Source organism: Aquifex sp., assembly GCF_056494385.1.
Window position 1 is genome coordinate 1 of record NZ_JBSLZM010000095.1, and the last position, 25,846, is coordinate 25,846.

30 protein-coding genes, 1 tRNA gene and 1 pseudogene are annotated in these 25,846 nt (G+C 43.2%); 10 read left to right on the forward strand and 22 right to left on the reverse strand.

What is annotated here, in order from left to right; all coding sequences use genetic code 11:
- On the reverse strand, positions 1-368 hold a 368-nt coding region (locus ACWB1W_RS07190), incomplete at its 3' end, for a transglycosylase domain-containing protein (protein WP_479370698.1).
- A gap of 42 nt (positions 369-410) precedes the next feature.
- Between ACWB1W_RS07190 and rpmA the strand changes: the two genes are divergently transcribed.
- On the forward strand, positions 411-707 hold the full coding sequence (gene rpmA, locus ACWB1W_RS07195; RefSeq protein WP_479370699.1) for a 50S ribosomal protein L27: 297 nt from the start codon (positions 411-413) through the stop codon (positions 705-707).
- On the opposite strand, the gene ACWB1W_RS07200 is transcribed toward rpmA, so the two are convergent.
- Genes ACWB1W_RS07200 through ACWB1W_RS07210 form a run of 3 tightly spaced genes read right to left on the reverse strand, consistent with a single transcriptional unit; the run spans position 704 to position 3,704 of the window.
- Complete coding sequence (locus tag ACWB1W_RS07200; protein WP_479370700.1) at positions 704-1,495, reverse strand: polyprenyl synthetase family protein; 792 nt, start codon at positions 1,493-1,495, stop codon at positions 704-706. The genes rpmA and ACWB1W_RS07200 overlap by 4 nt on opposite strands.
- 14 nt (positions 1,496-1,509) lie before the next feature.
- Positions 1,510-2,625 (reverse strand): KamA family radical SAM protein, encoded by a 1,116-nt coding sequence (locus tag ACWB1W_RS07205; RefSeq protein WP_479370701.1) that lies wholly within the window; start codon positions 2,623-2,625, stop codon positions 1,510-1,512.
- Entirely contained in the window at positions 2,622-3,704 is a 1,083-nt protein-coding gene (locus ACWB1W_RS07210; protein WP_479370702.1) for a DEAD/DEAH box helicase, read from the reverse strand. The genes ACWB1W_RS07205 and ACWB1W_RS07210 overlap by 4 nt, the downstream gene beginning before the upstream one ends.
- Before the next feature lie 105 nt (positions 3,705-3,809).
- On the opposite strand from ACWB1W_RS07210, the gene ACWB1W_RS07215 reads away from it, so the two are divergent.
- Positions 3,810-3,884, forward strand: a tRNA-Cys gene (locus ACWB1W_RS07215).
- A 3-nt stretch (positions 3,885-3,887) separates the two neighbouring features.
- Here the strand turns inward: ACWB1W_RS07215 and ACWB1W_RS07220 are convergent.
- A complete protein-coding gene (locus tag ACWB1W_RS07220) occupies positions 3,888-4,541 on the reverse strand; it encodes a class I SAM-dependent methyltransferase (RefSeq protein ID WP_479370703.1) in 654 nt (217 codons plus the stop codon).
- Between the two features lie 18 nt (positions 4,542-4,559).
- Between ACWB1W_RS07220 and truD the strand changes: the two genes are divergently transcribed.
- The gene (gene truD / locus ACWB1W_RS07225; protein WP_479370704.1) at positions 4,560-5,717 is read left to right on the forward strand and encodes a tRNA pseudouridine(13) synthase TruD; all 1,158 of its coding nucleotides are present in this window, start codon (positions 4,560-4,562) and stop codon (positions 5,715-5,717) included.
- 24 nt (positions 5,718-5,741) lie between these two features.
- Here the strand turns inward: truD and ACWB1W_RS07230 are convergent, their stop codons facing one another.
- Positions 5,742-7,052, reverse strand: a complete 1,311-nt coding sequence (locus ACWB1W_RS07230; protein ID WP_479370705.1) for an ATP-grasp domain-containing protein — start codon at positions 7,050-7,052, stop codon at positions 5,742-5,744.
- 71 nt (positions 7,053-7,123) lie between these two features.
- Between ACWB1W_RS07230 and ACWB1W_RS07235 the strand changes: the two genes are divergently transcribed.
- Genes ACWB1W_RS07235 through uppP form a run of 3 tightly spaced genes read left to right on the forward strand, consistent with a single transcriptional unit; the run spans position 7,124 to position 9,356 of the window.
- A complete protein-coding gene (locus ACWB1W_RS07235; RefSeq protein WP_479370706.1) occupies positions 7,124-7,885 on the forward strand; it encodes a dihydroorotate dehydrogenase electron transfer subunit in 762 nt (253 codons plus the stop codon).
- Positions 7,882-8,589 carry a 1-(5-phosphoribosyl)-5-[(5-phosphoribosylamino)methylideneamino]imidazole-4-carboxamide isomerase gene (hisA, locus tag ACWB1W_RS07240; RefSeq protein ID WP_479370707.1) on the forward strand — a complete coding sequence of 236 codons (708 nt, stop codon included), beginning with the start codon at positions 7,882-7,884 and terminating at the stop codon, positions 8,587-8,589. Before ACWB1W_RS07235 ends, hisA begins: the two co-directional genes overlap by 4 nt.
- Positions 8,586-9,356 carry an undecaprenyl-diphosphatase UppP gene (gene uppP / locus ACWB1W_RS07245; RefSeq protein WP_479370708.1) on the forward strand — a complete coding sequence of 257 codons (771 nt, stop codon included), beginning with the start codon at positions 8,586-8,588 and terminating at the stop codon, positions 9,354-9,356. The genes hisA and uppP overlap by 4 nt, the downstream gene beginning before the upstream one ends.
- Here uppP and ACWB1W_RS07250 read toward each other — a convergent pair.
- The 7 genes from ACWB1W_RS07250 to ACWB1W_RS07280 form a co-directional block, all read right to left on the reverse strand.
- The gene (locus ACWB1W_RS07250; RefSeq protein ID WP_479370709.1) at positions 9,332-10,027 is read right to left on the reverse strand and encodes an SCO family protein; all 696 of its coding nucleotides are present in this window, start codon (positions 10,025-10,027) and stop codon (positions 9,332-9,334) included. The genes uppP and ACWB1W_RS07250 overlap by 25 nt on opposite strands.
- Positions 10,024-11,790 carry a b(o/a)3-type cytochrome-c oxidase subunit 1 gene (locus ACWB1W_RS07255; protein ID WP_479370710.1) on the reverse strand — a complete coding sequence of 589 codons (1,767 nt, stop codon included), beginning with the start codon at positions 11,788-11,790 and terminating at the stop codon, positions 10,024-10,026. Before ACWB1W_RS07255 ends, ACWB1W_RS07250 begins: the two co-directional genes overlap by 4 nt.
- A 17-nt stretch (positions 11,791-11,807) precedes the next feature.
- Positions 11,808-12,257 carry a cytochrome c oxidase subunit II gene (locus tag ACWB1W_RS07260; protein ID WP_479370711.1) on the reverse strand — a complete coding sequence of 150 codons (450 nt, stop codon included), beginning with the start codon at positions 12,255-12,257 and terminating at the stop codon, positions 11,808-11,810.
- A 344-nt stretch (positions 12,258-12,601) separates the two neighbouring features.
- Positions 12,602-14,224 (reverse strand): cytochrome c oxidase subunit I, encoded by a 1,623-nt coding sequence (locus ACWB1W_RS07265; protein WP_479370712.1) that lies wholly within the window; start codon positions 14,222-14,224, stop codon positions 12,602-12,604.
- 12 nt (positions 14,225-14,236) lie between these two features.
- On the reverse strand, positions 14,237-14,944 hold the full coding sequence (gene coxB / locus ACWB1W_RS07270; protein WP_479370713.1) for a cytochrome c oxidase subunit II: 708 nt from the start codon (positions 14,942-14,944) through the stop codon (positions 14,237-14,239).
- Between the two features lie 3 nt (positions 14,945-14,947).
- Positions 14,948-15,748 carry an SCO family protein gene (locus tag ACWB1W_RS07275; protein WP_479370714.1) on the reverse strand — a complete coding sequence of 267 codons (801 nt, stop codon included), beginning with the start codon at positions 15,746-15,748 and terminating at the stop codon, positions 14,948-14,950.
- A 1-nt stretch (position 15,749) separates the two neighbouring features.
- Complete coding sequence (locus ACWB1W_RS07280) at positions 15,750-16,532, reverse strand: cytochrome c oxidase subunit 3 (RefSeq protein WP_479370715.1); 783 nt, start codon at positions 16,530-16,532, stop codon at positions 15,750-15,752.
- A gap of 178 nt (positions 16,533-16,710) precedes the next feature.
- Between ACWB1W_RS07280 and ACWB1W_RS07285 the strand changes: the two genes are divergently transcribed.
- Positions 16,711-18,003, forward strand: a complete 1,293-nt coding sequence (locus tag ACWB1W_RS07285; RefSeq protein ID WP_479370716.1) for an NAD(P)/FAD-dependent oxidoreductase — start codon at positions 16,711-16,713, stop codon at positions 18,001-18,003.
- 87 nt (positions 18,004-18,090) lie between these two features.
- Positions 18,091-18,669, forward strand: a complete 579-nt coding sequence (locus ACWB1W_RS07290) for a TetR/AcrR family transcriptional regulator (RefSeq protein WP_479370717.1) — start codon at positions 18,091-18,093, stop codon at positions 18,667-18,669.
- Here ACWB1W_RS07290 and moaA read toward each other — a convergent pair.
- The 4 genes and pseudogenes from moaA to ACWB1W_RS07310 all read right to left on the reverse strand — a co-directional run.
- Positions 18,666-19,622 (reverse strand): GTP 3',8-cyclase MoaA, encoded by a 957-nt coding sequence (gene moaA, locus ACWB1W_RS07295; protein ID WP_479370718.1) that lies wholly within the window; start codon positions 19,620-19,622, stop codon positions 18,666-18,668. The genes ACWB1W_RS07290 and moaA overlap by 4 nt on opposite strands.
- Entirely contained in the window at positions 19,609-20,061 is a 453-nt protein-coding gene (locus tag ACWB1W_RS07300; RefSeq protein ID WP_479370719.1) for a molybdenum cofactor biosynthesis protein MoaE, read from the reverse strand. Before ACWB1W_RS07300 ends, moaA begins: the two co-directional genes overlap by 14 nt.
- 39 nt (positions 20,062-20,100) lie before the next feature.
- Entirely contained in the window at positions 20,101-20,463 is a 363-nt protein-coding gene (locus ACWB1W_RS07305; RefSeq protein WP_479370720.1) for a hypothetical protein, read from the reverse strand.
- A 33-nt stretch (positions 20,464-20,496) separates the two neighbouring features.
- Positions 20,497-20,625 (reverse strand): annotated as a pseudogene (locus ACWB1W_RS07310) (TetR/AcrR family transcriptional regulator); the annotation flags it as partial.
- Positions 20,626-21,077: 452 nt separating this feature from the next.
- Between ACWB1W_RS07310 and ACWB1W_RS07315 the strand changes: the two are divergent.
- Both ACWB1W_RS07315 and ACWB1W_RS07320 read left to right on the forward strand, forming a co-directional pair.
- On the forward strand, positions 21,078-22,022 hold the full coding sequence (locus ACWB1W_RS07315) for a histone deacetylase family protein (protein WP_479370721.1): 945 nt from the start codon (positions 21,078-21,080) through the stop codon (positions 22,020-22,022).
- A complete protein-coding gene (locus tag ACWB1W_RS07320; protein WP_479370722.1) occupies positions 22,009-22,299 on the forward strand; it encodes a DUF2103 domain-containing protein in 291 nt (96 codons plus the stop codon). Before ACWB1W_RS07315 ends, ACWB1W_RS07320 begins: the two co-directional genes overlap by 14 nt.
- Here ACWB1W_RS07320 and mtnA read toward each other — a convergent pair whose 3' ends face one another.
- From mtnA to ACWB1W_RS07345, 5 genes are all read right to left on the reverse strand, one after another.
- On the reverse strand, positions 22,300-23,277 hold the full coding sequence (gene mtnA, locus ACWB1W_RS07325) for an S-methyl-5-thioribose-1-phosphate isomerase (protein WP_479370723.1): 978 nt from the start codon (positions 23,275-23,277) through the stop codon (positions 22,300-22,302).
- Between the two features lie 4 nt (positions 23,278-23,281).
- Complete coding sequence (locus tag ACWB1W_RS07330) at positions 23,282-23,668, reverse strand: hotdog domain-containing protein (protein ID WP_479370724.1); 387 nt, start codon at positions 23,666-23,668, stop codon at positions 23,282-23,284.
- 4 nt (positions 23,669-23,672) lie between these two features.
- Positions 23,673-24,173 (reverse strand): N-acetyltransferase, encoded by a 501-nt coding sequence (locus ACWB1W_RS07335; RefSeq protein WP_479370725.1) that lies wholly within the window; start codon positions 24,171-24,173, stop codon positions 23,673-23,675.
- A gap of 7 nt (positions 24,174-24,180) precedes the next feature.
- The gene (rseP, locus tag ACWB1W_RS07340) at positions 24,181-25,479 is read right to left on the reverse strand and encodes an RIP metalloprotease RseP (protein ID WP_479370726.1); all 1,299 of its coding nucleotides are present in this window, start codon (positions 25,477-25,479) and stop codon (positions 24,181-24,183) included.
- The coding region (locus ACWB1W_RS07345; RefSeq protein ID WP_479370727.1) for a secondary thiamine-phosphate synthase enzyme YjbQ at positions 25,479-25,846 on the reverse strand (368 nt) is incomplete at its 5' end. The genes rseP and ACWB1W_RS07345, both read right to left, overlap by 1 nt.

Here is a 25,846-nt window from a genome sequence, read left to right on the forward strand (position 1 = left end):
AGCTGTTGGGTTATGGTGCTGCCTCCCTGAACTATTCTTCCCGCTTTGTAGTTAGCGTATGCTGCTCTTATAATGGCTATAGGATCAAAACCTTTGTGGTGCCAGAAATTCCTATCTTCTATGGCTATAAAAGCATTTATTACGTTTTGGGGAATCTTATTGAGAGGAATGTAAAACCTTTTTTGGAAACCTATCGTCCCGTATAGCCTTCCTTTGGCATCGTAAACCTCCGAAGCTTGGGGCGGAGTCCACTTTTCAAGAAGTTTAGGGTCGGGGAGGTTTTTGTAGACCGAAAACAAAAAAACTCCGATAAACAAAAGGCTTAAGGAGATTATACCTCCAAGGGTGATAAAAATCTTTTTGACCATCGTAAATTTTAAATATAATAAGACATTTCAGGAGGTAAGGAGATGGCAAGCAAAGCAAGCGGTGGTTCAACAAAAAACGGAAGGGATAGTATATCAAAAAGGTTAGGTGTTAAGAGATATGACGGACAGTTCGTAAAGGCCGGAAATATTATCGTGAGACAGAGGGGGACGAGGATATACCCCGGAAGAAACGTTGGAATTGGTTCTGACTATACACTCTTTGCCCTTAAAGACGGATATGTTCACTTTGAGACGAGGAGAAAGAAGAAGTTCGTAAGCGTTTTACCTCCCGAGGAGTGGGAAAGATTAATGGAACAAAAAAACGGAAAGGTTCATTAATCTATCCTCTTTTTTATCATCTCAAGGAGTTTTCTCAGCTCCCCGCTTCTCCTTATAATTTCCTTTTCCAGTATTTCACCGTAGAGTCCTTCTATATCTTTTTTTAGCTCCTCACCTTTTAAAGTGTAGAAACCGTCTTTATCAAGATAGTCGTCAACCATTTGAAAGAGAAGTCCTACCTTTCTTCCTGTTTCTTCAAGCTCAGTGATAATCTCTTTTCTCTTTGCGACCAAGCCTCCGCACACAAAGCAAGCTTCAAACAAGGCACCCGTCTTTTTTAAGCTTACCTCATACAGATTCTCGTAGCCCTGTATGTCTAAGACTTGTCCTCCCACCATACCGTCGGAACCCGATTTTTTAGCTATTACGCTTATTATCTCAAGTATTTCTGCCTCTCCGAGGGTTTTAAAGTTCTTTTTGTCAGACAAAGCTTCAAAGGTATAGGTGAGGAGTGCATCCCCCGCAAGGAGTGCGAGGGCTTCTCCGAACTTTATGTGACAGGTTGGCTGTCCCCTTCTCCGGGTATCGTTATCCATGCAAGGAAGATCGTCGTGAATGAGTGAGTAGTTATGAATGAGCTCTATAGCACACCCGACGGTTATAGCGTCTTCTTCGCTTCCTCCGAGAGTGCTTGCAACCGCAACGGTAAAGAGGGGTCTTATTCTTTTTCCTTTCTGAAGTGGGTAATACTTTACCGCATCCTTTAGTGAAGGAGGGCCTTGAATTCTTTCAAGCATTTCGTGAAGTTTTTCCTCAACTTTTTCCTTCCAGAGGGAGAGCTTATCCATAATCTTTTAGGATATTAAAATCCTTCCCAAACCTCTTCAATTTCGTACTCAACAACCTCTCCGGTAAAGCTTTCAAACCAGAACTTATTTCCTTCCCTCTTCTTAACGTAGTTTGGAAGGAGGGGAACTTTACCCTTTCCTCCGGGAAGGTCAACCGCATAGGTAGGTATCCCGAAACCGCTTATCCTTCCCCTTAAATACCTCATAATCTCAAGGCCCTTATCTACAGTCGTTCTGAAGTGAACCGCTCCCTTTATGGGGTCGCAGTGAAAGAGATACTGGGGCTTTACCTTAATCTTTAGAAGCTCTCTGAAAAGCTTTAACATTGTCTCCGGATTGTCGTTTACACCTTTCAGGAGAACGGTTTGATTGTTTACGGGTATACCCCTTCTGAGCAGTCTCTCAATCGCTTCAGCGGAATACTCGGTTATCTCGTTGGGGTGGTTAAAGTGGGTGTTTATCCAGATGGGGGAGTATTTCTCAAGAATGTTAAGGAGATTGTCGTCATAAAAGCGCTGGGGTGCAAGTACGGGAAGACGGGTTCCGAAACGTATTATCTCAACGTGTTTTATCTCTCTCAATTTCTTGAGTATATACTCAATCTTTTCGTTTGAGAGAGAGAGGGGTTCTCCCCCTGATATAAGGACGTCCCTTATTTCTTCGTGTTTTCTTATGTAATCAACCATTCGGTCTATCTCTTCCCTCGTTCTTGCTCTCTCTCCTTGGGCGAATATCCTTTTTCTCATACAGTGCCTGCAGTAAACAGCACAGAAGGTTGTAACGTTTAAGAGAACTCTGTCGGGATACCTGTGGGTGAGCCCGGGAATCTCTCCTTCTTCCTTCAGTGCATCAGGTTCCCCGAAAGACTGAACCTTTGGGTCAACCTCTACAGCTCTTGGTATTGCTTGGAGCCTTATAGGGTCGTTTGGATCCTCCGGGTTTATAAGGGAAAGGTAATAGGGAGTTACCGCAAAGGGGTAAAGACCTGCAGTTTTTTTTATACCTTCCTCCTCTTCCGGGAGGAGTTTTATATACTTCTTTATCTCCCCAAGGCTCTTTATCCTGTTTTGTATCTGCCAGGTGTAGCTCCTCCAGAGATTTTCGGGAACTTCTTTGAAGAAGTATCTCATAAAGATTTATTATTTCTTCCGCTCATCCTGAAGCGCCTAATTCTCTCGTAATTTCTTCTCTCCTCGGGAGAGACAAAGTTTAAGGCTATTCCGCTTCTTCCCATTCTTCCCGTTCTACCTATTCGGTGGAGGTAAACCTTGGGATCCTCGGGAAGGTGGAAGTTTATTACTGCCTCAACTTCTCTTATATCAAGCCCCCTTGAAGCCACATCGGTTGCTACGAGAACCTTTATCCTTCCCTCCCTGAAACGTCTAAGAACTTCTTCTCTCCTCCTCTGGGGAAGGTCTCCGTGTATAGCGTTTGCACGTATTCTCATGTTTCTGAGGTAATCCTCAAGAAACTTTGCATCCTTCTTCCTGTTTACGAAGACAATTACCTTCTCAAGCTTCTTTAAAACCTCCACGAGGTTATCAAGCTTTTCCTCGTGGGAAAAAACCTTAAGAACTCTTTCCTCTATCTGGGGTTCAAGCTCCTTCGTTTCAACTTTTATAAACTCTGCATTCTCAGTATACTCTCCCGAAAGTTTAACAACTTCCTGCGGGAAGGTGGCGGATACGAAGAACACCTGTTTTTCCCGGGGGAGCCTTGAGTATACAAAGTCTATGTCCTCTTTAAAGTTCATATCAAGCATGACGTCAACTTCGTCAAGAACAAAATACCTCACGTTATCAAGCCCGAGAGCCTCCCTTTCTATGAGATCCCTTATCCTTCCCGGAGTTCCTATTACAACGTCAACCTCCTGAGAAGATAAAACCTTCAGGTTTGAGAGAACTTTAGTTCCACCGTAAAAGGCGTAAATTCTCTTTCTCAGATACTTTCCGTAATCCCTCAGGTTATCCCTTATCTGGAGTGCGAGCTCCCTGGTGGGTGCGAGTATGAGCGCCTTCTCCCCTTTTGAGAGATTGTTCAGAATTGGAAGTCCGAAGGCTCCGGTCTTTCCCGTTCCCGTCCTTGCTTGAATGAGGCAGTCCCTTCCTCCAAGTGCTACGGGAATGGTCTTTTCCTGAACGGGTGTAGGCCTTTCGTAGTTAAGCTCCTCAAGAGCTTTTCTTATCTCTTCTCTAAGTAGTGAAAACATCTTTCCTCCTTGATTTTTTCCCTCGGAAGAACGCGAATCCTCCCGACGGGTCTATCTTTATTCTAAAGATTTTTCGGAAAAAGACAATATAATATTAATTAGTTAGGCGACGTGGCCGAGCGGTTAGGCGGGGGACTGCAAATCCCCTTTACGGCGGTTCGAATCCGCCCGTCGCCTCCACACTTATACTTTTTCCCCGACCACCAGGTAAACCAGTCCCATAAAAACCGTTTCGGTGTTTACGACTTTAAATCCGTTTTTCTCAAGGAGCTCCTCAGTTTCCTCAATTGTGAAGCTCTTCTCAAGGGAGTGTATAAAGAAATTCCACTTATCCTTTCCGAATATTAGTATCCCTACGGGAAGAAAAAGGGTTTTCATAAGGAGGGATAAAACTCTATTTCCCCGGAATTTTCTAATGTCAAGAATTCCTATTTTTCCTCCATCCTTTATAACTCTCTTGGCTTCTCCGAGGAAGTTCTCCTGACTCGGGAGATGTCTGAAAACGAGAGAAAGGGAGATCCTATCAAAGCTTTTATTTTTAAAAGGCATGCTTTCCGCGTCAGCCAAAATGAAATAACAATCCCCACACTTTTCTTTTGCCCTTTTTAGCATACCGAAGGCTATATCTATGCCTACCTTCGGTTTTGAGCTTTTAAGCTTAAGTAAAACCTCTCCCGTTCCCGTTCCCACATCAAGCCACGCTTCCTCTTCCCCCATTAGCTCTATTAACCTTTTCTGCCATCTGTGTATACCCCCGAAGGTAATTCCCGAAAGGAAGGCATCGTAAACCTTTGCAATCCCGGAAAACACTTGAGACATTACCCTTTTTTCATCCATAAGATAATTATCCTAAAGATGGATATAAGGATTAAAGAAAAGCCCGAAGACTTTTACGTTAGGGAAGTTAAAAACCTTGAGTTAAAGGAAAGTGGAAAGTATGCTTACTTCCTCCTCAGGAAGGTAAACAGAACAACGATAGAAGCCCTCAGGGAGATATCAAGAAGGTTCGGAATACCGCTGAGAAACATAAGCTTTGCAGGACTGAAGGATAAGAAAGCTGTAACCGAGCAGTATATAGCTATTGAGAATCTGGATGAAAAGACCCTTGAAAAGATGGCGAAATACAAGGGGGAGGGAATATCTCTTAAGTTCCTGGGTTTCTCGGATAAACCTCTAAGCCTCGGAGATATTGAGGGAAATTACTTTGAGGTAAGAGTTTACGGAATTACAAAGAAACACAGGATAGTCTTTGAACGTATGTTTGAACTCGTAAAGGAATATGGTTGTGAGAACTACTTCGGGGAACAGAGGTTCGGTTCCGTAAAACATGCTGAGGAGTTTGTAGTTAAGCATCTCCTGAAGCACGAATACGAGGAAGCATTAAAAGAGTATCTAACTTCTCTTAAGGATAAAAGGCTAAAGAGAATGTTAAAGAAAGCCTGGAGGGATTGGGATAGGTTTCTCAAGCTCATGCCAAAAGGCTCGGAACCCGAGGTTGAAGTTGTAAAGGCTCTCAGGAGGGGTGAGAGCTTTAAGAACGCCTTTATGGTTCTTCCGAAGAATGTGAGGTTAATGTTTGTATTTGCATACCAGAGTTATCTCTGGAACAGGTATCTTTATACCTTTGTAGTTCGCTACCTAAAACACTGTAAAACCCCTTTCCTTAAGTGGGAGCTTGCTTTTTTTAACGAGATGAACAACACCATCTGGGAGGAGATAAAGGAGCTTGAAATTCCTTACCTCGGTCTTGATTACCCACCGAAAAACAAGAAGGTGGAGCTCATTATAAAGGAAGTTCTCCGAGACGAAGGTATCACTCCCAAGATGTTTATGGCGGAGAGAATAGGTATAAGACTTTTTTCGGACGGAGTAAGGAAGGCATTTTTTAAACCAGGAGACTTAAAGGTTTTAGAGGATAAAGGAAGAAGCACAAAGCTTTCTTTCATCCTGCCTCCGGGAAGCTACGCAACCATACTTTTGAGAAAACTTTACTGTTCAGGTATTAAGAGTTAAAGAAAGAGAAGAGAAGAAAAAAAATTACATTCCGAGGTCTGAAGCTTGTTCGTCTGTAAATGTGTGTCCTTCCTTAACCTGTTCTTGCTCCTCTATGGACTTTGATTGACACTTATCAAGGAGTTCTTTGAGCCTTACGGGAGCTTCCGTTAGAGGAAGTGCGGAATCGTAAATCTCTCCCTTTATTCCGCACTCCTTAAAGGCTTCGTAGAGCATCCTGAGCCCCTTTTCCGCCTCGGGTCCGTTTCTCCTAACGACGAATATCCAGTTAGGGTCAAGCTTTCCTTCCTTTTTCAGGTCCCTGAGAGCGTTTGCGACACCTTCCCCTAAGGTTACATCTATTCTCGTGTTGTTAGCGGTTCCACCCGCTATGAGAACAGCCCTTATTCCGGGCTTAGAAAGTATTATCCTCGTTATCTTATACATCTTTTCCGCCGGGGGATTACCGCCTATGTCCGTGAGGTTTGCAGGCTTAAGCCCGAGCTCGTAGCAAGTTTCTATAGTAACCGTAGAACCTCCTCCTCCGAAAGTCATCATAGCTATATCACCGTCAAGCTCAACGTACGAACCCGCCTTTCCTCTGTGGTCGTCCTTATCTATTTCCGCTGCCGCTATTTCCCTTTCCGTTGGCGGTCTCTTCATAGCACTTCTAACACCGTATACCTTTGCGGGAGGAATGGAAGCGTCGTCGTCTATCTTAGTGACCGCGTCAAGGGCCATAACGTCAAGCTTTCCGCCCTTATCAACTATTGCAAGGGGATTTATCTCAAGAAGTCTTGCTTCCGCTCCCCAGAATGCTTCCCACATCTTCGCTATAACTTCCGAGAGCTTTCTCAAAACAGACATGTACTCGTGGGGGAATCCGAGCTCAAGAAGGTAGTTACGAACCATATGGGGATAGAGTCCCTTTAAAGGGTTTATAGGCCATGTCTTTACCTTTTCGGGAGGAACTTCTTCTATATCCATTCCCCCTTCAAGGCTCAAAGTGAGAACGGGAGCCCTGTAGTCTGTGGAATACATAATGGAAGCGTAAAGTTCCTTAACTATATTTGCCTTTTCAACTACGAGAACCCCTACGGGCATTTCTCCGTAAACGGGCATTCTGAGGAGGGTTTCTATTTCTTCCAGAGCCTCATCGGGGGAGGAACATACCCTTACAGCCCCGGCTTTTCCCCTTTTTCCTACGAGAACCTGGGACTTTACAACGCATTCACCGAGCTGGTTTACAAACTCAACGACGTCGTCCGTTATGTGCTCAACGAACATATACTTAGGTGTAGGAATCCCGTACTTCTTAAAAATCTTATCGTAAGCCTCGTACTCGTATAGGTCCATCCTCTTTCCTCCTTAAAGGATTATTTTAAAACAGTATTTTAATAGGTTTTATCGTTAAAATTTAAGTGAGTATGGGATTCGTTGAAGACCTATACGCCGAAATACTTGAGAATACCTACGTATCTGGGAGATTGTATAAACTCGTCATAAGAGTTCCCGACAAATTAATAGATAAAATACAGCCCGGACACTTCGCCATGGTTAAGCCCTTGGAAACTTACGACCCCATGGGAAGGAGAGCTCTCGCTGTGGCGGATATAGATGAACACAGGCTTGTTTTTTACTACGAGGTGTTCGGAAGGGGAACAGCACTTCTCAGTAAGAGAAAGGTCGGAGAAAAAATTAAGGTTTTACTCCCTTTGGGGAAAAGACTTTTTAATTACGAAGGGGACAAGCATCTTCTCGTGGGAGGCGGGGTCGGACTTGCGGGTTTAACGCTTCTTGCAAAGAAGTTAAGAGACTTGGGGAAGAAGGTATTCATAGCATACGGAGGGAGGAGCAGGGAACACCTCGGTATGATTGAGTGGCTGGAAAAAGAAGGATTCCCTTACGAAATATTTACGGACGACGGAAGTCTGGGAAGAAAGGGATACGTAACGGAAATTTTAAAGGAGTTTCCAAAGGATTGGGTTGTTCAGGCATGCGGACCAAAGCCTATGTTAAAGACGATAAAACGTATGGGAACGGGTCATAAAGTCTACTTCTCCCTTGAGGAGAGAATGGCCTGCGGTTGGGGTGTATGTCTGGGTTGTGTCGTGAAAACAGCCGGTGGGATGTTCAAAAGGGTTTGTGTGGAAGGACCCGTTATGCCTATGGAGGAGGTGGTTATTTGAATTTGAAGAGTTTCGTAATTCCCGCCATTGACATTATGGAGGGAAAAGCTGTAAGACTTTACAAAGGAGATTTCTCAAAGGTAAAGGTTTACTCGGAAAACCCTCAAGAGCTTGCTGAGAAATTTAACGAGCTCGGGTTTAAGAGGATTCACGTTGTTGACCTTGAGGGTGCAAAAGAGGGAAAGCTAAAAAACCTGAAAACTATAAGGGAAATTCGGAAAAACTTTTCGGGTGAGATTGAAGTGGGAGGAGGTATAAGGGATTACAAAACAGCCAAAACACTCTTTGAAGAAGGGGTTAACTACATCGTTATAGGAACTCTTGCCTACAAAAATCCGGAAGAGTTTGAGAAGATACTCGGAGATTTTCCAAACAGGGTTATCCTTGCCATAGACTCAAAAAGTGGGAAGGTAGCGATAGGAGGATGGAAAGAAGAAGTAGCCCTAAGTCCGGAAGAGTTTGCTAAACGTTACGAGGGGTACCCTATATGGGGTTACTTGTACACCGTTATAGAGAGGGACGGGAGTCTTGAGGGTGTAGATGTAGAGCCTTATAAGGAGATTAAAAAGGTTCTAAAAAAGCCTCTTTTTGCTTCGGGAGGAGTTTCTTCAGTTGAGGACATTAAAAAGCTTTACGGAGTTGTAGAAGGTGTCGTTGTAGGAAAGGCGATATACGAGGGTAGAATAAAGCCGGAGGAGTTATGAAGGAGTGGCAAGCTGCACTTTTAGGAGTAGTTGAAGGACTTACAGAGTTCTTACCTGTCTCATCAACGGGACATCTCATACTCACCGCTCATATTCTCGGCATAAAGCACACTGACTTCGTTAAAAGCTTTGAGATAGCTATACAGCTCGGCTCAATTCTTGCGGTTGTATTTCTTTACCTTGAAAGATTTTTGAAGGATACAGAAACCTGGAAAAGAATTATAGTTGCCTTCATACCCACGGGTGTAGTTGGTTTTCTCCTCTACAAGCTTATAAAAGGACACCTTATAGGTAACGATAAGGTTGTTGTTTTTACACTGATTATCGGAGGAATAGTTCTTATACTCCTTGATAGGTATTACGAGGCAAAGGAACACATAGACGATATAAAGAAACTTCCCCTTTCAAAGGCTTTTATGATAGGACTTTTTCAAAGCCTTGCGGTGGTCCCTGGGGTTTCCCGTTCCGGTGCAACCATATCGGGAGGTTTGATAGCGGGGCTCACGAGACAGAAGGCTGCAGAGTTTTCTTTCCTGCTCGCAGTTCCTACGATGCTTGTGGCTACAGCTTATGACCTTATAAAAAGCGGTGGGAATTTTGAAAAAGGAGAGTGGGAAGTTCTGGGTATAGGCTTCATAACCTCCTTTGTAACCGCTTTGGTTGTTGTTAAGCTTTTTCTATCCTACCTGAAAAAACACGGTCTCTGGATTTTCGGTCTTTACAGAATATTTGTAGGAATTCTTTATGCAGCCCTTTTCCTCTTTTGAAAAACTCTGTTTATCAGAAAAAGGAGATAAACACTCGTTCCCGCAACACCTACCATTCCTACGATAAATAGGTAAGCCCTGAACTTTTCGGGAAGTGCAAGTTCCCCCCTTGCTATCCTTAAGGCGTTTACAAGTTCAAGATAACTGTAATTAACACCATAGAGATAATCCTTTATCCGGAGGTCGGGAGATAAAACAACTATCAAGTTGGGATGAATAAATTGGTCTCCCGCGGTCATAAACCTGAAGTCTATCGCATCAAGAAGCCTAAAAAGGTCCTCAGTAGTCTTCGCCTTAACAACTTTCCAACCCATTCCGTCAATATGGTATTTCTCCCTGTATCTCTTTATATCCTCAAGGGTATCCTTCGGGTCAAAGGTAAAGGTAAGAACCCAGAAATCCTTTCCCGGTTCTCCAACTTTTGGAATAACCTTAAGTAAACTCTTAGTTATAAGAGGACACGATGCATTGCATCTCGTATATATGGGGCTTATTATTATAGGCTTCCCTTTTAGGTCTTTAAGCTGAAACTCATTACCAAAGGAGTCAACGAGTCTTATATCACCGGGAACGTATGTGTCTATAGTCTTTGATTCCTGGGGGGGTATTCCGGTGCTTCCTGTTTGAGCGAATAAAAGGGTTATAAAAAGAAAAAGAAGAGAAAGAATCACTTCTTGGCTACCTCCTTATTAGCCTTTGAAACTTCTTTCGTTTCCTTCTTTTCAGCTCCCTGTAGTTGCTTTAAGGGCATGGGGAATTTCTCGTTGTAAGCAGGAGAGTTGAAGAAGACACCCCTTACGGATGCGTCGTATAGGGGTGGTATGTAAGATAGAACCGCAAGTATTATTGCTGCTACGGTCCACGTCTTGAGGTTATTGAGAACGGGTATATTCTCATCGTGGTAAGCGTCCGCTATTGGGAACTCAAGGGTGCTTTCCCTAACCTTGGGTGCGAGAAGTGTTCCTATTAGGGATGCAAAGAAGAAGATGAACCCTATAGCCAGGAGAACTCCCCCAACAACTGAGAGCTGAGCATATCCAACCCACTCAGGCCTGTAGAGCGGAGAGTCCGGGTTAAGGTATGTGAGTCCTGCGTTAGTCCTTCTGGGGAATCCCTCAAGAATTCCTCCCACCATCATAGCGTAGGAGAACATAAACATACCTTGCATCCAGAAGTAAGGTGCAAGAACCGCAAGTCCCTTAAACTTGACTTCCGTTCCCCTTAGCTTAGATACCATGTAAAGGGCAAGTGCAAAGAACACGAGAAGAACCAAGCCTCCAACCGTTGTGTGGAAGTGTCCGGGAACATAAGCTGTATTGTGAACCGCAAGGTTTACGTTGTAAGAGGCATTAACTATTCCGGTGATTCCGCCTATGAAGAAGAGAACAAGTCCCGCAAAGAAGTAGGAGAACATCCATTTATTGCCCTCAAGCCTCATGTAGGGAAGGAAGGTCCACCAGTAGAATTTAGAGCTCTTAAGCTCAGGATGTTCCGCCTTTACACTGTATTCAAGGGACGCTGCAACCGTGAATGCGGTAATCATGCTGGGGAGAGCAACACCGAATGTAAACAGCGAGTGTATAAGCTTCCAGGTGTTCGTTATACCGGGATCCGTAAACTGGTGGTGAAGACCAACGGGGAGTGAGACTAACAGGAAGAGTATAAATGCCAGTCTTGCAGCCGCATCGGAGTAAAGCTTTCCTTTTTCGGAAACTATCTTGGGAAGTATCGTATAAAGTGCAACGTATGCGGGAAGTAGCCAGAAGTAAACTACGGGGTGTCCGAAGAACCAGAAGAGGGTTCTTGCAAGCAAGGGATTAATCTCGTCAACCCATCCGAGGGAAAGAGGAAGGAGCTGGAATAAAATTTCAACAGCTACGGGAATAATCATTATGGTCCAGAGTATAAAGTTCACGAAAGTTCCGAAAACCGCCAGAGGAAGCTTCTGGTCCGGGTTTTCCCTCTTCCACTCTATTGCAGAGGGAATCCAGTCAAAGAAGAAGGGAACCAGTGAACCCAGAACTAAAAGAACAGCACCCAGGTAAAAGGTCCAGTGAGCTATTAAGGGAGGGTAGAAGGTGTATAGAACAGTAGCTTTTCCCGTAAACATAGCCCATGCGGCCATAAGCGTTCCTATAACCATCATTCCGAGGGCTATCCATTGAATCTTTTCCCTAAGGGGTTTTTTGAGAGCATACATAACTATTGCGTTTGAAAATCCTACGATAAATATCGTTGTGAACACTATTACGTTTATAACGCCGTGAAGTGTCAACCCCTGGTAGTAGTCAATTCCTAAAAAGCTTTCTGCCTTTATTATTCCCGCCCTATAGAGAACTTGCATTACACCGTGGTAAATTCCAAAAGTAAGGAGTAGAATAGGAAAAATAATTTCTGTCAGGATTATAAACTTCAGAGCTCCGCTTACCTGCATTTTTTCACCTCCTTTTTTTATTCAACGATTATTTTTCCTTGCATAGCGTGGTGTCCTACCCCACAAAACTCATGACAAACAACGTGATAAATACCGGGATGCTCAAACTTAACCCTCATGTAACCAACAGTTCCGGGAATTGCCATAACGTTAAAGTTTGTTCCTTGGATATGAACACCGTGAACTACGTCCTTTGAGGTTACAAATATATCAACGGTTGAACCTGCAGGAATCTTTATCTCGGTAGCCCCTTTGTTAAAGTCAAAGAACCACATCCTTGCGAGAACGTGAAGTTCATACCTCTTATCCCCGTGCTTTATGAGTTTTCCTTCTTGGAAAGGTTCTACGTTTGTTACACATGTGGGAACGTCAATCTTCAGTCCTTTTGCAGCGTAAACTATCAAACTGAAGAAAGTAAGAAGCAGTATTATTGCCAAAGTGAGACCGGTTTTTTCAGCTTTATCCATCGCTCCTACCCCCTTTCAAGTAATACCGCATAGGCTAAAAACCATATGAGTGCATAAAAGGCTATCATGAAAAGGAAAAAGTAAATAGCTCCCGTGGGAAAAAAGTCGGTATGTTTTTCCTGCATTTTCCTCACCTCCACAAGTTTTTAACCACACTAATAAATTTTCAACCCGAGAAATTTCGTTGTCAAGTAGTGCTTACTCACTCATACAAATAAACCAGCTGATTTTCAAGGGCTAAAAGCTGATTATGTTTTAAATCAAATAAGATTAAATCCGATAAAATGATTTTAAAATCATAAATAAATACAAAAGAAAAAAATAAAAGAAGGAGAAAGAGAGAGTTACCTGAGTATTTCTTCTTTGTCGTATCTGTAGGGGTGCCAGTCGGGCTCTACCTTAGGAGGATTGTCTCCGTGACCGTGTGCCCTTGCGGGGACACCGACTTTCCACTCAAGAGAAGGAGACTTCCAGGGGTTTTCGGGAGCCTTTTCACCGCTCGTGAGACCTTTGATAATTCCATAGGTAAAGATAATCACACCAACACCCAGTATAAGAGCTCCTATCGTTTGAAGAACGTGGAGTGTTGTCCATTCGGGTATGGGAGGATAGTCGGGATACCTTCTGGGATTACCGAGCATACCAACAACCATTTGGAGGAAATAGAAGATGTTAGCACCTGTGAATATGAGCCAGAAGCTGAGTTTTCCTATGTTTTCGGGATAAAGCTTTCCTGTAGCAAGTGGGAACCAGTGTATTACCGCTCCGAGAATTCCGAGGGTTATAGCCATACCGAGAACGTAGTGGAAGTGTCCAACGACAAATAGTGAGTCGGATACTCCGAGGTCTATGGCTACCATTCCGAGAGGAATTCCCGTAAGACCACCTATGAGGAACATGAATATACCACCGAGTGCGTAGAGCATTTGAGACCTAAAGTGTATAGCACCCCTGTATAGGGTGAACATCCAGTTGAATATCTTTATTCCCGTTGGAACAGCTATAAGGAGAGTCGTATAGGAGAATAGAACTCTTACCCAGTTGGGAACTCCGGATACGAACATGTGGTGTATCCAGAGGAAGAAGCTAACTGCAGTAATTCCCCATATTGCAAAAACCATAGTGTGGTATCCAAAAATAGGTCTCCTTGCAAATACAGGAACTATTTCAGAGTAGAAACCGAATACCGGTAGAACTTGAACGTAAACAACAGGGTGGGAGTAGAACCAGAATATGTTTTGGTAAATGAGGGGGTCTCCACCTTTTGCGGGGTTGAAGAAGTTAGTTCCGAGATACTTGTCAAGGAAGAGCATCGTAACTGCACCGGCAAGTGAGGGAACTCCTACGAGTTGTATAACGTTAGCTGCTATGAGAGTGTGGACAAAGAGGTTCGTCTTGAAGAATGTAACACCGGGAGCTCTCATCGTGATGTAAGTAACCAAGAAGTTAACAGCCGTAGCTATAGAAGACGCTCCGAGAAGGTGTATTACGAATACATATAATGCGGTTATTCCGGCATCGTTGTTAAGTGAAAAAGGAGGATATCCTGTCCACATCGTCATTATGTGGTTTCCGGGAATTAGAGTCATGAGGAATAATACGTTTGCTGCAAAGAATGCCCACCAGCTAAGGGCATTGAGCCTCGGGAACGCGACATCTTTTGCCCCTATCATCAGGGGAAGTAAGAAGTTACCGAATCCACCTATGTGTGCAGCTATAGCCCACCAGAAGAGCATTCCTACACCGTGCCCGGTAAGTAAGTAGTTGTAAGTCTTAAAGTCAACGACCTGCATTCCGGGTACGGACTGCTCAAGTCTTACGAGGAGTCCGAATACGCCCGCTAACAGGAAGACCACAAAGCTGGTGACGAAGTAAAGAATTCCAATCTTCTTGTGGTCTGTTGTAAAAATCCATTCCCTTAAAGTTCCCAAGAAATATGGCTTCTCTACGTGAATTACTTCCCTCATTGCACTACCTCCTTAGTTTTCAGATTTTATAGCAACAGCGTTATTTTTGCCATAGAGCCAAGCAGTAAATTGCTCCGGAGGAACAACCTTAAGCTTAGTAAACATATGGGAGTGTCCCGTTCCGCAGTATTCCCTGCAGAATACCCAGTATTCACCCGGTTCGTTAATCTGGAACCAGAGGTATGTTGTTCTTCCAGGAACAGCGTCTTCCGTTATCCTTGCAGGCTTTACAAAGAAAGAATGTATTACGTCCATAGAGGTTAGGAGAACCCTTATGGGCTTTCCTGCAGGTATTACGGGCTTTTCAAACTCCTGGAGATTGTAGTCGTTTGCGTGATACCCGGTAACGACAGTTTTTATAACCTTCCCGTCTTTGTCAAGATAATCAAACTGCCATCCCCACATGAATGCGGTTACCTTTATCGTCATTGCGTTATCGGGAACCGTTCTAATCTTTCTAAATATTGTAAACGAATAGGTTGCGAGGAATATGACTGTAAGCAAGGGAATTATCGTGAGGAGTGCTTCGAGTCCAGTATGGCTTTCAAAGTCGTGGTCTCCTACTTCCCTTTCTCCGGGTTTATAACGGTACTTGTAGATAAAGTAAAGTCCCGGAACTGCTACGACTAAGTAAATAATTACAGCTACTATCAACCAGACGGTGACCGCTTCGGACCACCACTTATAGGGCAGAGCAACCGCATCCATAACGCCTTCCATAGCCTACACCTCCTTTGACCTAAGTTTATTGAGTAAGATAGCTGAAGACACTACTAAAAACAGAGCGGAAAAGCCAATTCCTCCAAAGAGGAGCGTTGGATTTATAACATACCTGCTTCTTGAGGGGTCATAGGTAAAACATACAAGTAGGGCAAGGTCTACCACGGAGTTAAGGGATATCTTGTTTTGGGTGCTTTCCGCAAGTGCTATTCTTATGTCCATTTCGGAAGGCTTAACACCGTAAAGATAACGGGTTATCCTTCCTTCGGGAGAGAGGAATATGTATACATTCGGGTGAACAAAAGTCTTATCCCTCTCAACGAAGAAGAATTTAAACCCTACCGCGTCGGTAAGTTTTCTTATGTCTTCCTTCTTTATAAGTCCGAATATCCACTGTTTTGTAAAATGGCCGTGTTGCTTTTTGAATTTTTTAAGGGTATTTAGATTATCCCTTTCGTCAAAGGATAAGTTTAAGACTACAAAATCTCTATCCTTTAATCCTGTTTCTCTTATAAGCTTGTTCAGGTTATCCACCCTCACGGGACATGTTCCACCGCAGGTGTAGTAAGAAAGAAGCAGTATTGTAGGTTTACCTTCAAATAAACTGTATAAGTTTGTAACTTTACCGTTTTCAAGTATTACCTTTACGTTTGGAACAAAGTTCCCGAGGTATTTTTTCTCGTCTATTTTCAGTAATTCGGGATTAAACATATCGTTGTCGTCAAAAGCCTTATTTGAAGCCCCCATCACACCGCTTCCGAAAACAAAAGTAAATAAAAAGAGAAGAGAGAACAGCACCTTCATCTTATATCCCCAGTGTTCCTATTACGTATACGGAACCTGCTACAAGGAGCCACATGAAGTCAACAAAGTGCCAGTATGCTGAGGTTGCCCTGAGAACGGTAGGCCTTTGTTGAGAGAGCTTTCCGGTAACGAGTAGCCACATGGTGTAGAGGTGCATAAGAAGTCCGAGAAGAACGTGAGAAGTGTGAAGTCCGGTCAGTGCATAAAATCCCGTTCCATACATGTTGGAGCTTAGGGTAAATCCCTCGTGCCAGAGGTGCATCCATTCATTAACGTGGAGAACTACGAATAGTATGCCAAGGACAAAGGTCATAAACACCCACTTGAGAGCCTTTCCGTTGTTTCCTTCATTTTCAAGGATTTCCTCCGCTCTCCAAATCGTATAACTTGATGCCCACAGGATTAAGGTAAGCAACCCAGCCATAGGAAGACTTATCCCTTCGGGAACCCAGTTCACCCATTCGTATGCGTGACCCACCCTTGCGGTGTAGTAGGCTGCGAACATCGTTCCGAATATTACCGCTTCGGTAATGATGAAGAAGTATGTTCCCATTGCACCGAGTCCGTATTCAGGGTCTTTGGAGAAGTGCTCGTTAGCCCATCCCGCAGCACCGAACAGTATGAACAGGAGTGCCAGACCTCCCGTTACAAGTCCTACCATCTGGTTTTGCCATGCAAAGTAAGCGGTGAGGGAAATAGGAGTCAGAAGCATACCGATACCTATCACGAAAGGCCATACACTTACTTCCTCGTGATGGTGGTGAGCACCTTCAACGTTTGCCATCTTTCACCTCCTTACCTTTTATAAGCCTTCCTAAATATTTTGGAAATTCCTATTTTCAACGGTTATAAGTAGAATTAATAGAAATATTAAAAAATCTTAATAATAAGAAGCGTTTATAAGCTTTTCACAACTTATAATAGTTTTGTTAGGTTAGTATTAACGAATGGAGGTCGGAAGTATGGCAAAGCACGTTGTAGTAATAGGCGGAGGAATAGGAGGTATAGCAACCGCTTACAATCTAAGGCATCTTATGCCCGAGCTAAAGATTACTTTAATTTCAGATAGGCCTTACTTCGGATTCACTCCTTCTTTCCCTCACCTTGCGATGGGCTGGAGAAGATTTGAAGAGATATCTATACCCCTTGCACCCCTGCTCCCGAAGTTTAACATTGAGTTCATAAACGAAAAGGCGGAAAGTATAGACCCCGATAGAAACGAGGTAACAACGCAATCGGGAAAGAAGATTGAGTATGACTACCTCGTTATAGCTACGGGACCGAAGCTTGTTTTCGGTGCGGAAGGACAAGAGGAAAACTCCACCTCCATTTGTACCGCAGAGCATGCTCTTGAAACTCAGAAGAAACTCCAGGAGCTTTACGCAAATCCGGGACCCGTGGTAATAGGGGCTATTCCCGGTGTAAGCTGTTTCGGACCCGCCTACGAGTTTGCTTTAATGCTCCACTACGAGCTGAAGAGAAGGGGAATAAGGTATAAGGTTCCTATAACCTTTATAACCTCCGAACCCTACATAGGACACTTCGGTGTTGGAGGAATAGGACCTTCTAAGAGATTTGTAGAAGACCTCTTTGCTGAAAGGAACATAGAGTGGGTAGCAAACGTTGCGGTTAAAGCTATAGAACCCAATAAGGTTATATACGAAGACCTAAACGGAAATACCCACGAAGTTCCTGCAAGCTTTACCATGTTCATGCCCAGATTCCAAGGTCCTGAAGTCGTTGCATCCGCAGGGGATAAGGTTGCAAATCCTGCAAACAAGATGGTCATAGTAAACAGGTGTTTCCAAAACCCAACCTATAAGAATATATTCGGTGTAGGTGTTGTTACCGCAATACCTCCCGTAGAGAAGACTCCTATACCCACCGGAGGACCCAAAACGGGAATGATGATTGAACAGATGGCTATGGCTGTAGCTCATAACATAGTTAACGACATAAGGAACAACCCCGACAGGTTTGCACCAAGACTATCGGCCGTATGTATAGCTGACTTCGGAGAGGATGCTGGATTCTTCTTTGCGGACCCTGTAATACCTCCCAGACAAAAGGTCATATCTAAAAAAGGAAAGTGGGCTCACTGGTTTAAGAGCGCCTTTGAAAAATACTTCCTCTGGAAGGTAAAGAACGGAAACATAGCTCCTTCCTTTGAAGAAAAAGCTCTTGAGATATTCCTAAAGGTTCACCCCATAGAGCTGTGCAAAGACTGTGAAGGTGCACCCGGAAGCAGGTGTTAATCCTTTTCCCTTTTATTACTTTTTCTTATAACTTCGGTAAGTTAGTAAATATTTAATTCCTGAAATTTTTCATTAATATTATTCCTTATGGTAAAGACGAGGGATAAGATACTTAAGGTAGGAGCTGAGATTATAGCTCAAGAAGGTTTGCGAAAGTTTACCGCAAAAAACCTTGCCCAAAGGATAGGTATAAGCGATGCTGCAATCTTTAAACACTTCTCCTCTATGGACGAGATAGCTGAGGAAATAATAAGACGTTACACAAACGAGTGCATACTTAGAACGAAGGAGGCTGTAAGTTTAGGAAAGACACCGACCGAAAAAGTTGAGAAAATTCTTGAGGGACACATGGAACTTCTTGAAAAAACAAGAGGAATAATTCCTGTTATATGCTTTGAGTTTTCGCGAAGCGATAAAAGAAGCATAAAGAGGAAAATCCAGCTCTTCCTTGAAGAGTATGCGAACATTCTTAAGGAAGTTATAAAGGAAGGGATAGAGAAGGGTGAGTTCAGAGAAGACATAGACCTTGATGAGGTGGCCTTCTCTTTAATAGGCTTTATGCAAGCGAAAGCTTTCCAATGGTTTTTGAAAGGCAGAAAAGGAAAGATAATTAAGGACCCGGAAACGGTTAAAAAGATAATCCTTAACGGCTTGAGAAAGTGTTAACCTCCGACTTTGAACATCTCAACCTTCTTGTGTTTTCTTAACTCCTTCCTGAGCTCGGAGTATCTGTCTTCTCTGTTTTTCCATATTTCCCTTAAAAGCAGTTCGGGATTTTGAGCGTGCCTAATGTTGTATCCCTCTTCCGCAAATAAACATGTGTAAACCTTACCGTCCGCTGAGAGTCTGATTCTGTCACAACCTCTACAGAAAGGTTTCGTTACAGAAGCAATTATTCCAAACTCTCCCCCGTCATCGTAGACAAACCTTAAGGCGGTTTCATTGGATTTCTTGGGAATAGGTTTAAAACTGAAGTATTTAGACATGTCCCTTAATATTTCATCCGCCGTGTATACCTTATCGTAATCCCACCCGTTCAGGGTTCCGACGTCCATATACTCAATAAACCTTATTGTTATCTTTCTTTCCTTAAAGTATGAAGCAAGCGGGATTATTTGGTCTTCGTTTACTCCCCTTATTATTACACTGTTTACCTTTACCTTGAAACCTAACGCTTTTGCGTAATCTATCGTTTCAAGAACTTCCTTTAGATTCACGTTTTTGTTTGTTATCCTTTTGTTTACTTCATCATCAAGGGCATGCACACTTACGGTTATTCTTTTAAGCCCCGCTTCCTTTAGTTCCGGTAGCTTTTTCTTGAGGAACACACCATTCGTTGTAAGTGCTATGTCTTCTATTCCTTTTATATTTTTAATTCTTTTTATTATTTCTCCGATATCTTTTCGCAGAAGGGGTTCTCCCCCTGTCAATCTTACTTTTTTAACCCCGAGTTTTGCAAATAACTTAACGGTTTCCTCTATCTCTTCGGGTGTCATTAAGTTTTGGGTAAAGTTGTAAGAGTTCCCGGGTGGCATGCAAAAACTACACCTGAGATTACATCTGTCGGTAAGTGATATCCTTAAAACCCTTAAGGGTCTTCCGAGTTTATCCAGTAGCATCTCTCTTCTCTCCTAAAACCCATTCTCCTTTTCCGTCTTTGAATATTTCCTTTTTCCATATGGGAACACGTTTTTTCGTTTCATCAACCGCATACCTGCAGGCTTTAAAAGTTTCCTCCCTGTGTCCTCCCACCGCAAGGACCAAAAAGGAAGGTTCACCAACTCTTACAAGCCCTAACCTATGGTGAATGAAAACCTCTTTGACACCAAACTTTTCCAATGTTTCCTTTCTTATCTTATCCATCTCCTTTATTGCCATTTCGGGGTAAGCTTCGTATTCAAGTGCTTCTATATCCCCGTCCTCAGGGGCACTTCTGGGAATTCCGAGGAATAAAACCTGAGCTCCGCAATCGGAAGGAACTTGATACTCAGAAAGAATTCTTTCCGCTCCGAACCACTCGTAGCCTATATAGACTTTGGGTATCATATCACCCTCCATATGACAATTTTGTCATATTTAAATTTAGTTGAAAAAATTTTAAAGTAAAGACCTTTTCAAGGTCCGTGTTAGCTCCTTTTTTATCTCTGAGGTCGTATATCTAAGAAACTTTCTTTCTTTAAATACGAAGACTCTCTCAACACTTCCCGTTATAATAGCGAGAGCTATCTCCGGATGCGTTTTTAGCTTCCCTTTGGCTTTCAAGTTATTTAAGAACTTGAGAATTAACTCTCCGGGAAGGTTTGTAACCTTAGGTGAATCTTTTAGAAGATGGTAAAGGTTAAGGAACCTGAAGGACTCCGGTTTTGAGAATGCGTAATCTATAAGACTGCTTATTATATTTTCAAGTACCTCCTCTTCCTTATCCGAAGATGAAAGAGCTTCGGTGATTACTTCCCTCAATTCCTTTGTTATGCTCGTTAAAAGTTCCTGTATTATCTCATCCTTACTCGTGAAGTGTCTGTAGATGGCACCTTCGGTAATACCTACGTCCTTTGCTATATCCTTTATAGTAGTTTCTCTAAAGCCTTTTTTAGAAAAAAGCTTTAAGGCGGACTCAAGTATTTTCTCTCTGGTATCGGACCTCTATTCACCCATATCAGCAAATATATACTTATACTCGTTGTTTTTTCTAAGACTATAGTAATTTGGCTTCAACACGGTAAATTAGGAACAGTATCTTAAAGATGTAAAGAACTACGAGATTCCAGTTCTTGACTTTCAACTCCACACGGTTAACTAGGAATCCCACACTCCTTTAAAAAGATTATAAAGCTCTATGAATAAATTATGAAACTCCCGAACTTAGGAAAATCCACATAATTTTCGGAAATTCGGAGTGAGGGAAAATGTTCAAAAATTTAGCTTTATCTTCCCCTTATTAAATCAATACGAAAATAAAAGTGTCATCAAAACATCACAGTATCAAAATATCCTGATGCACATTCCTTATTCCATTGCCAAGAAGCCAACAGGGCTTTTTAGCCCTTTCAGTGAATTAATTATACTACTTAATTATGAAAAAGGTGGCTTTTGTTTACGACGATATTTACTTAGAACATGACTGGCCCGACCATCCCGAGAATAAGAACAGACTTGTCTCAATACTTGAACACCTTGAAAAATCGGGAATAAAGAAGGAACTAGTGGAGATAAAGCCCAGAAGGGCAACGGTTGAAGAAGTATCCCTCAACCACGACAGAAACTATATTCAGGAGATACACGATTTTTGTAAGTCCGGAGGAGGCTACTTAGACCCCGATACCTATGCAACACCGGACAGCTACGATGCTGCCCTTTATGCGGCAGGTGGTGTTCTTGAGGGAATAGATAAAGTTTTAAACGGTGAGGTTGATAGGGTGTTCTGTGCAGTAAGACCTCCGGGACACCATGCGGAATACGCCAAGGCAATGGGTTTTTGTATATTCAATAACGTAGCTATAGGGGCTCATTACCTCAGGAAGGTTAAGGGCTTAAACAGGGTATTTATAATAGACTTTGACGCGCACCACGGAAACGGAACCCAGAAAAGCTTTTACGAGGATGACACAGTTTTTTACTTTTCAAGCCACGAGTATCCCTTTTATCCCGGAACGGGTAGTGCGGACGAGAGAGGAGCAGGTAAGGGATACGGCTACACGGTAAACGTTCCGATGGATGCGGGGGCAGGTGACGAGGAGTATAAGCCTGTTTACGGTAAGCTTCTTCCTGAGTTAATAGATAGGTTCAGGCCTGACTTTGTTCTCGTGTCCGCGGGCTATGACCTTCACAGAGACGACCCGTTAACATACCTTAACGTATCAAATGAAGGGGTTAGATTTATAGTAAGGAATATACTTAAAGCTTCTGATAGGGTGGGAGCCCCGGTCTTGTTTACCCTTGAAGGTGGGTATAATTTGAGAGCTCTGGGGGAGTGTGTTGTGATAACCCTTGAGGAGATGTTAAGGGATGGCGAGGTTTAAATACAGGGAAGGAAAGGTAAAGGTTGAACACCATCTCCTTGAGGGTCTTGAGGATTATCTGAAGGAAATTGAAAAGTGGGAGTGTGTAGAAAGCATAATTCCGGGAAGAATAATAAGGCAGAATAAGGGTAGGGGGTCAAAGGGACTTTTTTTGAAATACAGGACGATAACAGGCTATAAACTCCTCTATAAGGCCGGAACCTCGGTACAAGAGGTTTTCGTTGTTTGTAAAGACTACGAAGAGTTTGAAAAGAGGTTTAAAGAAACCTTCGGATAACTACTCAAGGGCTTTCGTTATTTCTTGGGGTTTGAAGATTCCTTTTTCCGTTATTATGGCTGTTATTAATTCCGAAGGAGTTACATCAAAGGCAAGGTGATAGGCATCCGAACCCTCAGGTGCTATAAGGCATTCACCGCAGGTTTTTACCTCTTGAGGTGAACGTTCTTCTATAAGTATCTCTTCTCCGTTACTTATACTTGGGTCTATCGTAGATGTCGGAGCTGCAACGTAAAATGGGATATTGTGTTCTTTGCATAAAACCGCCAAGGTGTATGTTCCTATCTTGTTGGCTACGTCTCCCTTTGCGGTTATTCGGTCCGCACCAACGATTACAAGGTCAACCAATCCTTTTTTCATAAGAAATCCCGCTGTGTTGTCCGTTATTATCTTGTGATGTATTCCTTCCTTCAGGAGTTCCCAAGCGGTTAGTCTTGAACCCTGAAGGTAAGGTCTGGTTTCGTCAACCCATACGAATACGTTCTTCCCGCCGTAGTGGGCACTCCTTATTACCCCCAGAGCTGTTCCCCATCCTGCTGTAGCGAGTGCTCCCGTGTTGCAGTGAGTTAGTATCTTTGCACCTCGGGGTATTAGTTCCTTTCCGTATTCTCCCATTCTTTTGTTTGCCTCGTAGTCTTCTTTCTCTATAAGTTTTGCCTCTTCTTCTATGTCTTTCCCTTCTTTCAAAGCTTTTAGCATTCTATCAAGTGCCCAGAAGAGGTTATAAGCGGTAGGTCTTGTGTTTTTTAGGGTTTCGTAAACGATACTCGGATTTTTTTTCTGAACTTTTACACCGAGGACAAAGCCGTAAGCCGCAGTGCAACCTATTGCAGGAGCACCTCTTACGGCCATTTCCTTTATTGCCCTCGCAACATCTTCGTAAGTTTTAAGCTCAAGCCATTCCTCCCTGTGGGGTAGCTTTCTCTGGTCAAGAAGAAGGAGCCTGTCCCTTTTCCATACGAAAGGTTTTACTTCCATTCTTTTACCCCTCAAGGACGTGTTTTTCGGGAACTACCGTGTAAAAGGTCCCTTCAAAAACCTTTTCTTTGTTTACAAATCCCTCAACCTTTACTGTTTTCTTCTTACCCTTTTCCTCAACAACCTTGGCCTCACATACAAGCTCATCCCCGAGCTTGACAGGTTTCAGGAACTTTACGTCAGCTCCTGCCAGGACCACGTTGGGGTGGTTTACCGCAAGCATAGCTGTGTAATCTCCGCAGGAGAATATAAACCCTCCGTGAATGAGTCCCTTCTCATCACACACCATGTTTTCGGTAGTTCTCAGTAAAACCTTTGCGTATCCTTCCCCGAGTTTTACGGGTTCTCCGCTTAAACCCCTGTCTATCTTCAGGTGAGTTTTAACTTCCATAGTTTTAGATTTTAAGGGTTTGCCTTTCCTTGAGGGATTTTATATAACTCTCCGAGAGCTCAACCATTACCGCCTCCTCATCACAGTTGGGAAACTTAACACAGTTTATACACTCACCCCAGACCTTATGGGGAAGAACGGACTTGTCTATCTCCCTGAAACCAAACTTCTTTATAAAGAACTCCTTTACATAGGTTAGTGAGAAAACTTTAGTTACACCGAGCTCCCAAGCCTCTTCAAGTGCTTTATGGACCAGGTTATACCCTATTCCCTCACCTTTATATCCTTCTTTGACAGCAAGGCTCCTTATTTCTGCGAGATCCTCCCACATTACGTGCAGGGCAACACAACCTATAACTTTCCCATCCCTTTCGTAGACCCAGAAATCCCTTATGTTTTCGTATATTGAGTTTAGGCTTCTAGGGAGAAGAACCCCCTTTTTTGCGTAATCCATCAGGAGGTTGTATATGGCTTTAGCATCCCTTACCGTTGCTTTCCTTATCATAGTAGGTTTAATTTACTCCCAAAAGTCTGAGAATGTCGTTTAGAATAACGAAAGCCATAAGGGTGAGTATTATAGCCAGTCCCGCTTTTTGCCAATACTCTTTAAACTTTTCGGGAAGTGGCCGCCCTCTTATCCATTCAATGGCAAAAAGAACGATAAGTCCGCCGTCAAGAATCGGGAGGGGTAGGAGGTTAAATATAGCGAGTTGTAAAGAGATAAACGCCATCATTGAAAGGAAGGGAATTAAGCCGCTCTGGGCTGCCTGACCTGCAAACTGAGCTATCGCTATTGGTCCGCCAAGGGTTTTGAAGGAAACACTTCCCGTTATGAGTCCCCACAGGGTTTTAAAGGTAAGAGCGGTAAGCTCGTACGTTCTTGAGATAGCCAGGGAGATAGCCTCGCTTACTGAGTGCTTCTCAAGAACGGCTTCAGTTCTCGGCTGAATGCCTATGAAGGGTGTTTTCGTCCTCGGGTCAATTGCCGGAACGACAACCTTTTCAATAATCCTGTTTCCTCTCTTTATTGTAAGTTTTAAAGGCTCTCCCTTACTCTTTCTTACCTTCTCAACGAGCTCATACCACGTTTTTATCTCCTCTCCGTTTACCTTGAGAATTACGTCTCCCGGCTTTAATCCTATCTGGTATGCCGGGGTTCCCTCTTTTACACTTCCTACCGCCGGTGGGATGTAGGGGGCTATACCCAATCTCCCTTTGCCCGTTGTAACATCCGGAACGGGAACTTTGAACTCCAACGTTTTCCCGTTTCTCTTAACGGTTAACGTTGTTTCCTTTACCCCTTTTACCGAAAGGTTTATGAATGTATCCCTCAGGTCTTCCCAGCTTTTTATCTCGTATCCGTTTACCTTAACTACTCTGTCTCCGGCTTTTATTCCTACCTTTTGAGCTACAGAATTTTTCTCAACGTATCCAACGACTACAGGTTCTTTCAGGTATTTGGGAACCTCTACGCCCGCGGTGAATATTACGGTGAAAGCAAAGAGCGTGAACAGAATGTTAAAAAGCGGACCTCCTAAAGCTATGAGTATCTTCTGCCAGGGCTTTTTTGAGGAAAAGGCGTAAGGGTCATTAACGCTTTCCTCCTCCCCGTATAGCTTTACAAACCCCCCCAGGGGAACCGCGGCTATCTGGTAAAGGGTCTCACCCCACTTCTTTCTCACTACGGGAGGACCGAAACCTATTGAGAATATCTCAACTTTTACCTTGAAGAGTTTAGCCATTAAGAAGTGGCCAAACTCGTGGACCCAAACGAGAACACCTATTAACACTAAAAAGGCTATTAACGTCATTACTTTTCTCCTATGACAACAACTACAACCTTTCTCTCACGGGGACCGTCAAAGTCGGCAAGGAACACTGACTCCCAGGTTCCGAGGGTAAGCTCTCCGTTTACTACGGGAATTACCCTTGAGTTTCCTATAATTGCACTCCTTATGTGGGCTGCTGAGTTTCCTTCCATATGTGCGTAAGATGGGTCGTTCCAAGGAATTAGCTTTTCAAGAGAGTAAACTATGTCCTTTACAACGTCTGGGTCTGCTCCCTCGTTGACGAAAACACATGCGGTAGTGTGAGGAGTATAAACGACGCATAAGCCCTCTTTCACCCCTGACCTCTTTACAACCTCCGAGACTTGGTGAGTTATGTTTACTATGCTCG

Coding starts and splice junctions, on each gene's coding strand:
- rpmA (WP_479370699.1), top strand. CDS start 411: ATGGCAAGCAAAGCAAGCGGTGGTTCAACAAAAAACGGAAGGGATAGT.
- ACWB1W_RS07200 (WP_479370700.1), bottom strand. CDS start 1,495: ATGGATAAGCTCTCCCTCTGGAAGGAAAAAGTTGAGGAAAAACTTCAC.
- ACWB1W_RS07205 (WP_479370701.1), bottom strand. CDS start 2,625: ATGAGATACTTCTTCAAAGAAGTTCCCGAAAATCTCTGGAGGAGCTAC.
- ACWB1W_RS07210 (WP_479370702.1), bottom strand. CDS start 3,704: ATGTTTTCACTACTTAGAGAAGAGATAAGAAAAGCTCTTGAGGAGCTT.
- ACWB1W_RS07220 (WP_479370703.1), bottom strand. CDS start 4,541: ATGGATGAAAAAAGGGTAATGTCTCAAGTGTTTTCCGGGATTGCAAAG.
- truD (WP_479370704.1), top strand. CDS start 4,560: ATGGATATAAGGATTAAAGAAAAGCCCGAAGACTTTTACGTTAGGGAA.
- ACWB1W_RS07230 (WP_479370705.1), bottom strand. CDS start 7,052: ATGGACCTATACGAGTACGAGGCTTACGATAAGATTTTTAAGAAGTAC.
- ACWB1W_RS07235 (WP_479370706.1), top strand. CDS start 7,124: ATGGGATTCGTTGAAGACCTATACGCCGAAATACTTGAGAATACCTAC.
- uppP (WP_479370708.1), top strand. CDS start 8,586: ATGAAGGAGTGGCAAGCTGCACTTTTAGGAGTAGTTGAAGGACTTACA.
- ACWB1W_RS07255 (WP_479370710.1), bottom strand. CDS start 11,790: ATGCAGGTAAGCGGAGCTCTGAAGTTTATAATCCTGACAGAAATTATT.
- ACWB1W_RS07260 (WP_479370711.1), bottom strand. CDS start 12,257: ATGGATAAAGCTGAAAAAACCGGTCTCACTTTGGCAATAATACTGCTT.
- ACWB1W_RS07265 (WP_479370712.1), bottom strand. CDS start 14,224: ATGAGGGAAGTAATTCACGTAGAGAAGCCATATTTCTTGGGAACTTTA.
- coxB (WP_479370713.1), bottom strand. CDS start 14,944: ATGGAAGGCGTTATGGATGCGGTTGCTCTGCCCTATAAGTGGTGGTCC.
- ACWB1W_RS07275 (WP_479370714.1), bottom strand. CDS start 15,748: ATGAAGGTGCTGTTCTCTCTTCTCTTTTTATTTACTTTTGTTTTCGGA.
- ACWB1W_RS07280 (WP_479370715.1), bottom strand. CDS start 16,532: ATGGCAAACGTTGAAGGTGCTCACCACCATCACGAGGAAGTAAGTGTA.
- ACWB1W_RS07285 (WP_479370716.1), top strand. CDS start 16,711: ATGGCAAAGCACGTTGTAGTAATAGGCGGAGGAATAGGAGGTATAGCA.
- ACWB1W_RS07290 (WP_479370717.1), top strand. CDS start 18,091: ATGGTAAAGACGAGGGATAAGATACTTAAGGTAGGAGCTGAGATTATA.
- moaA (WP_479370718.1), bottom strand. CDS start 19,622: ATGCTACTGGATAAACTCGGAAGACCCTTAAGGGTTTTAAGGATATCA.
- ACWB1W_RS07300 (WP_479370719.1), bottom strand. CDS start 20,061: ATGGAGGGTGATATGATACCCAAAGTCTATATAGGCTACGAGTGGTTC.
- ACWB1W_RS07315 (WP_479370721.1), top strand. CDS start 21,078: ATGAAAAAGGTGGCTTTTGTTTACGACGATATTTACTTAGAACATGAC.
- ACWB1W_RS07320 (WP_479370722.1), top strand. CDS start 22,009: ATGGCGAGGTTTAAATACAGGGAAGGAAAGGTAAAGGTTGAACACCAT.
- mtnA (WP_479370723.1), bottom strand. CDS start 23,277: ATGGAAGTAAAACCTTTCGTATGGAAAAGGGACAGGCTCCTTCTTCTT.
- ACWB1W_RS07330 (WP_479370724.1), bottom strand. CDS start 23,668: ATGGAAGTTAAAACTCACCTGAAGATAGACAGGGGTTTAAGCGGAGAA.
- ACWB1W_RS07335 (WP_479370725.1), bottom strand. CDS start 24,173: ATGATAAGGAAAGCAACGGTAAGGGATGCTAAAGCCATATACAACCTC.
- rseP (WP_479370726.1), bottom strand. CDS start 25,479: ATGACGTTAATAGCCTTTTTAGTGTTAATAGGTGTTCTCGTTTGGGTC.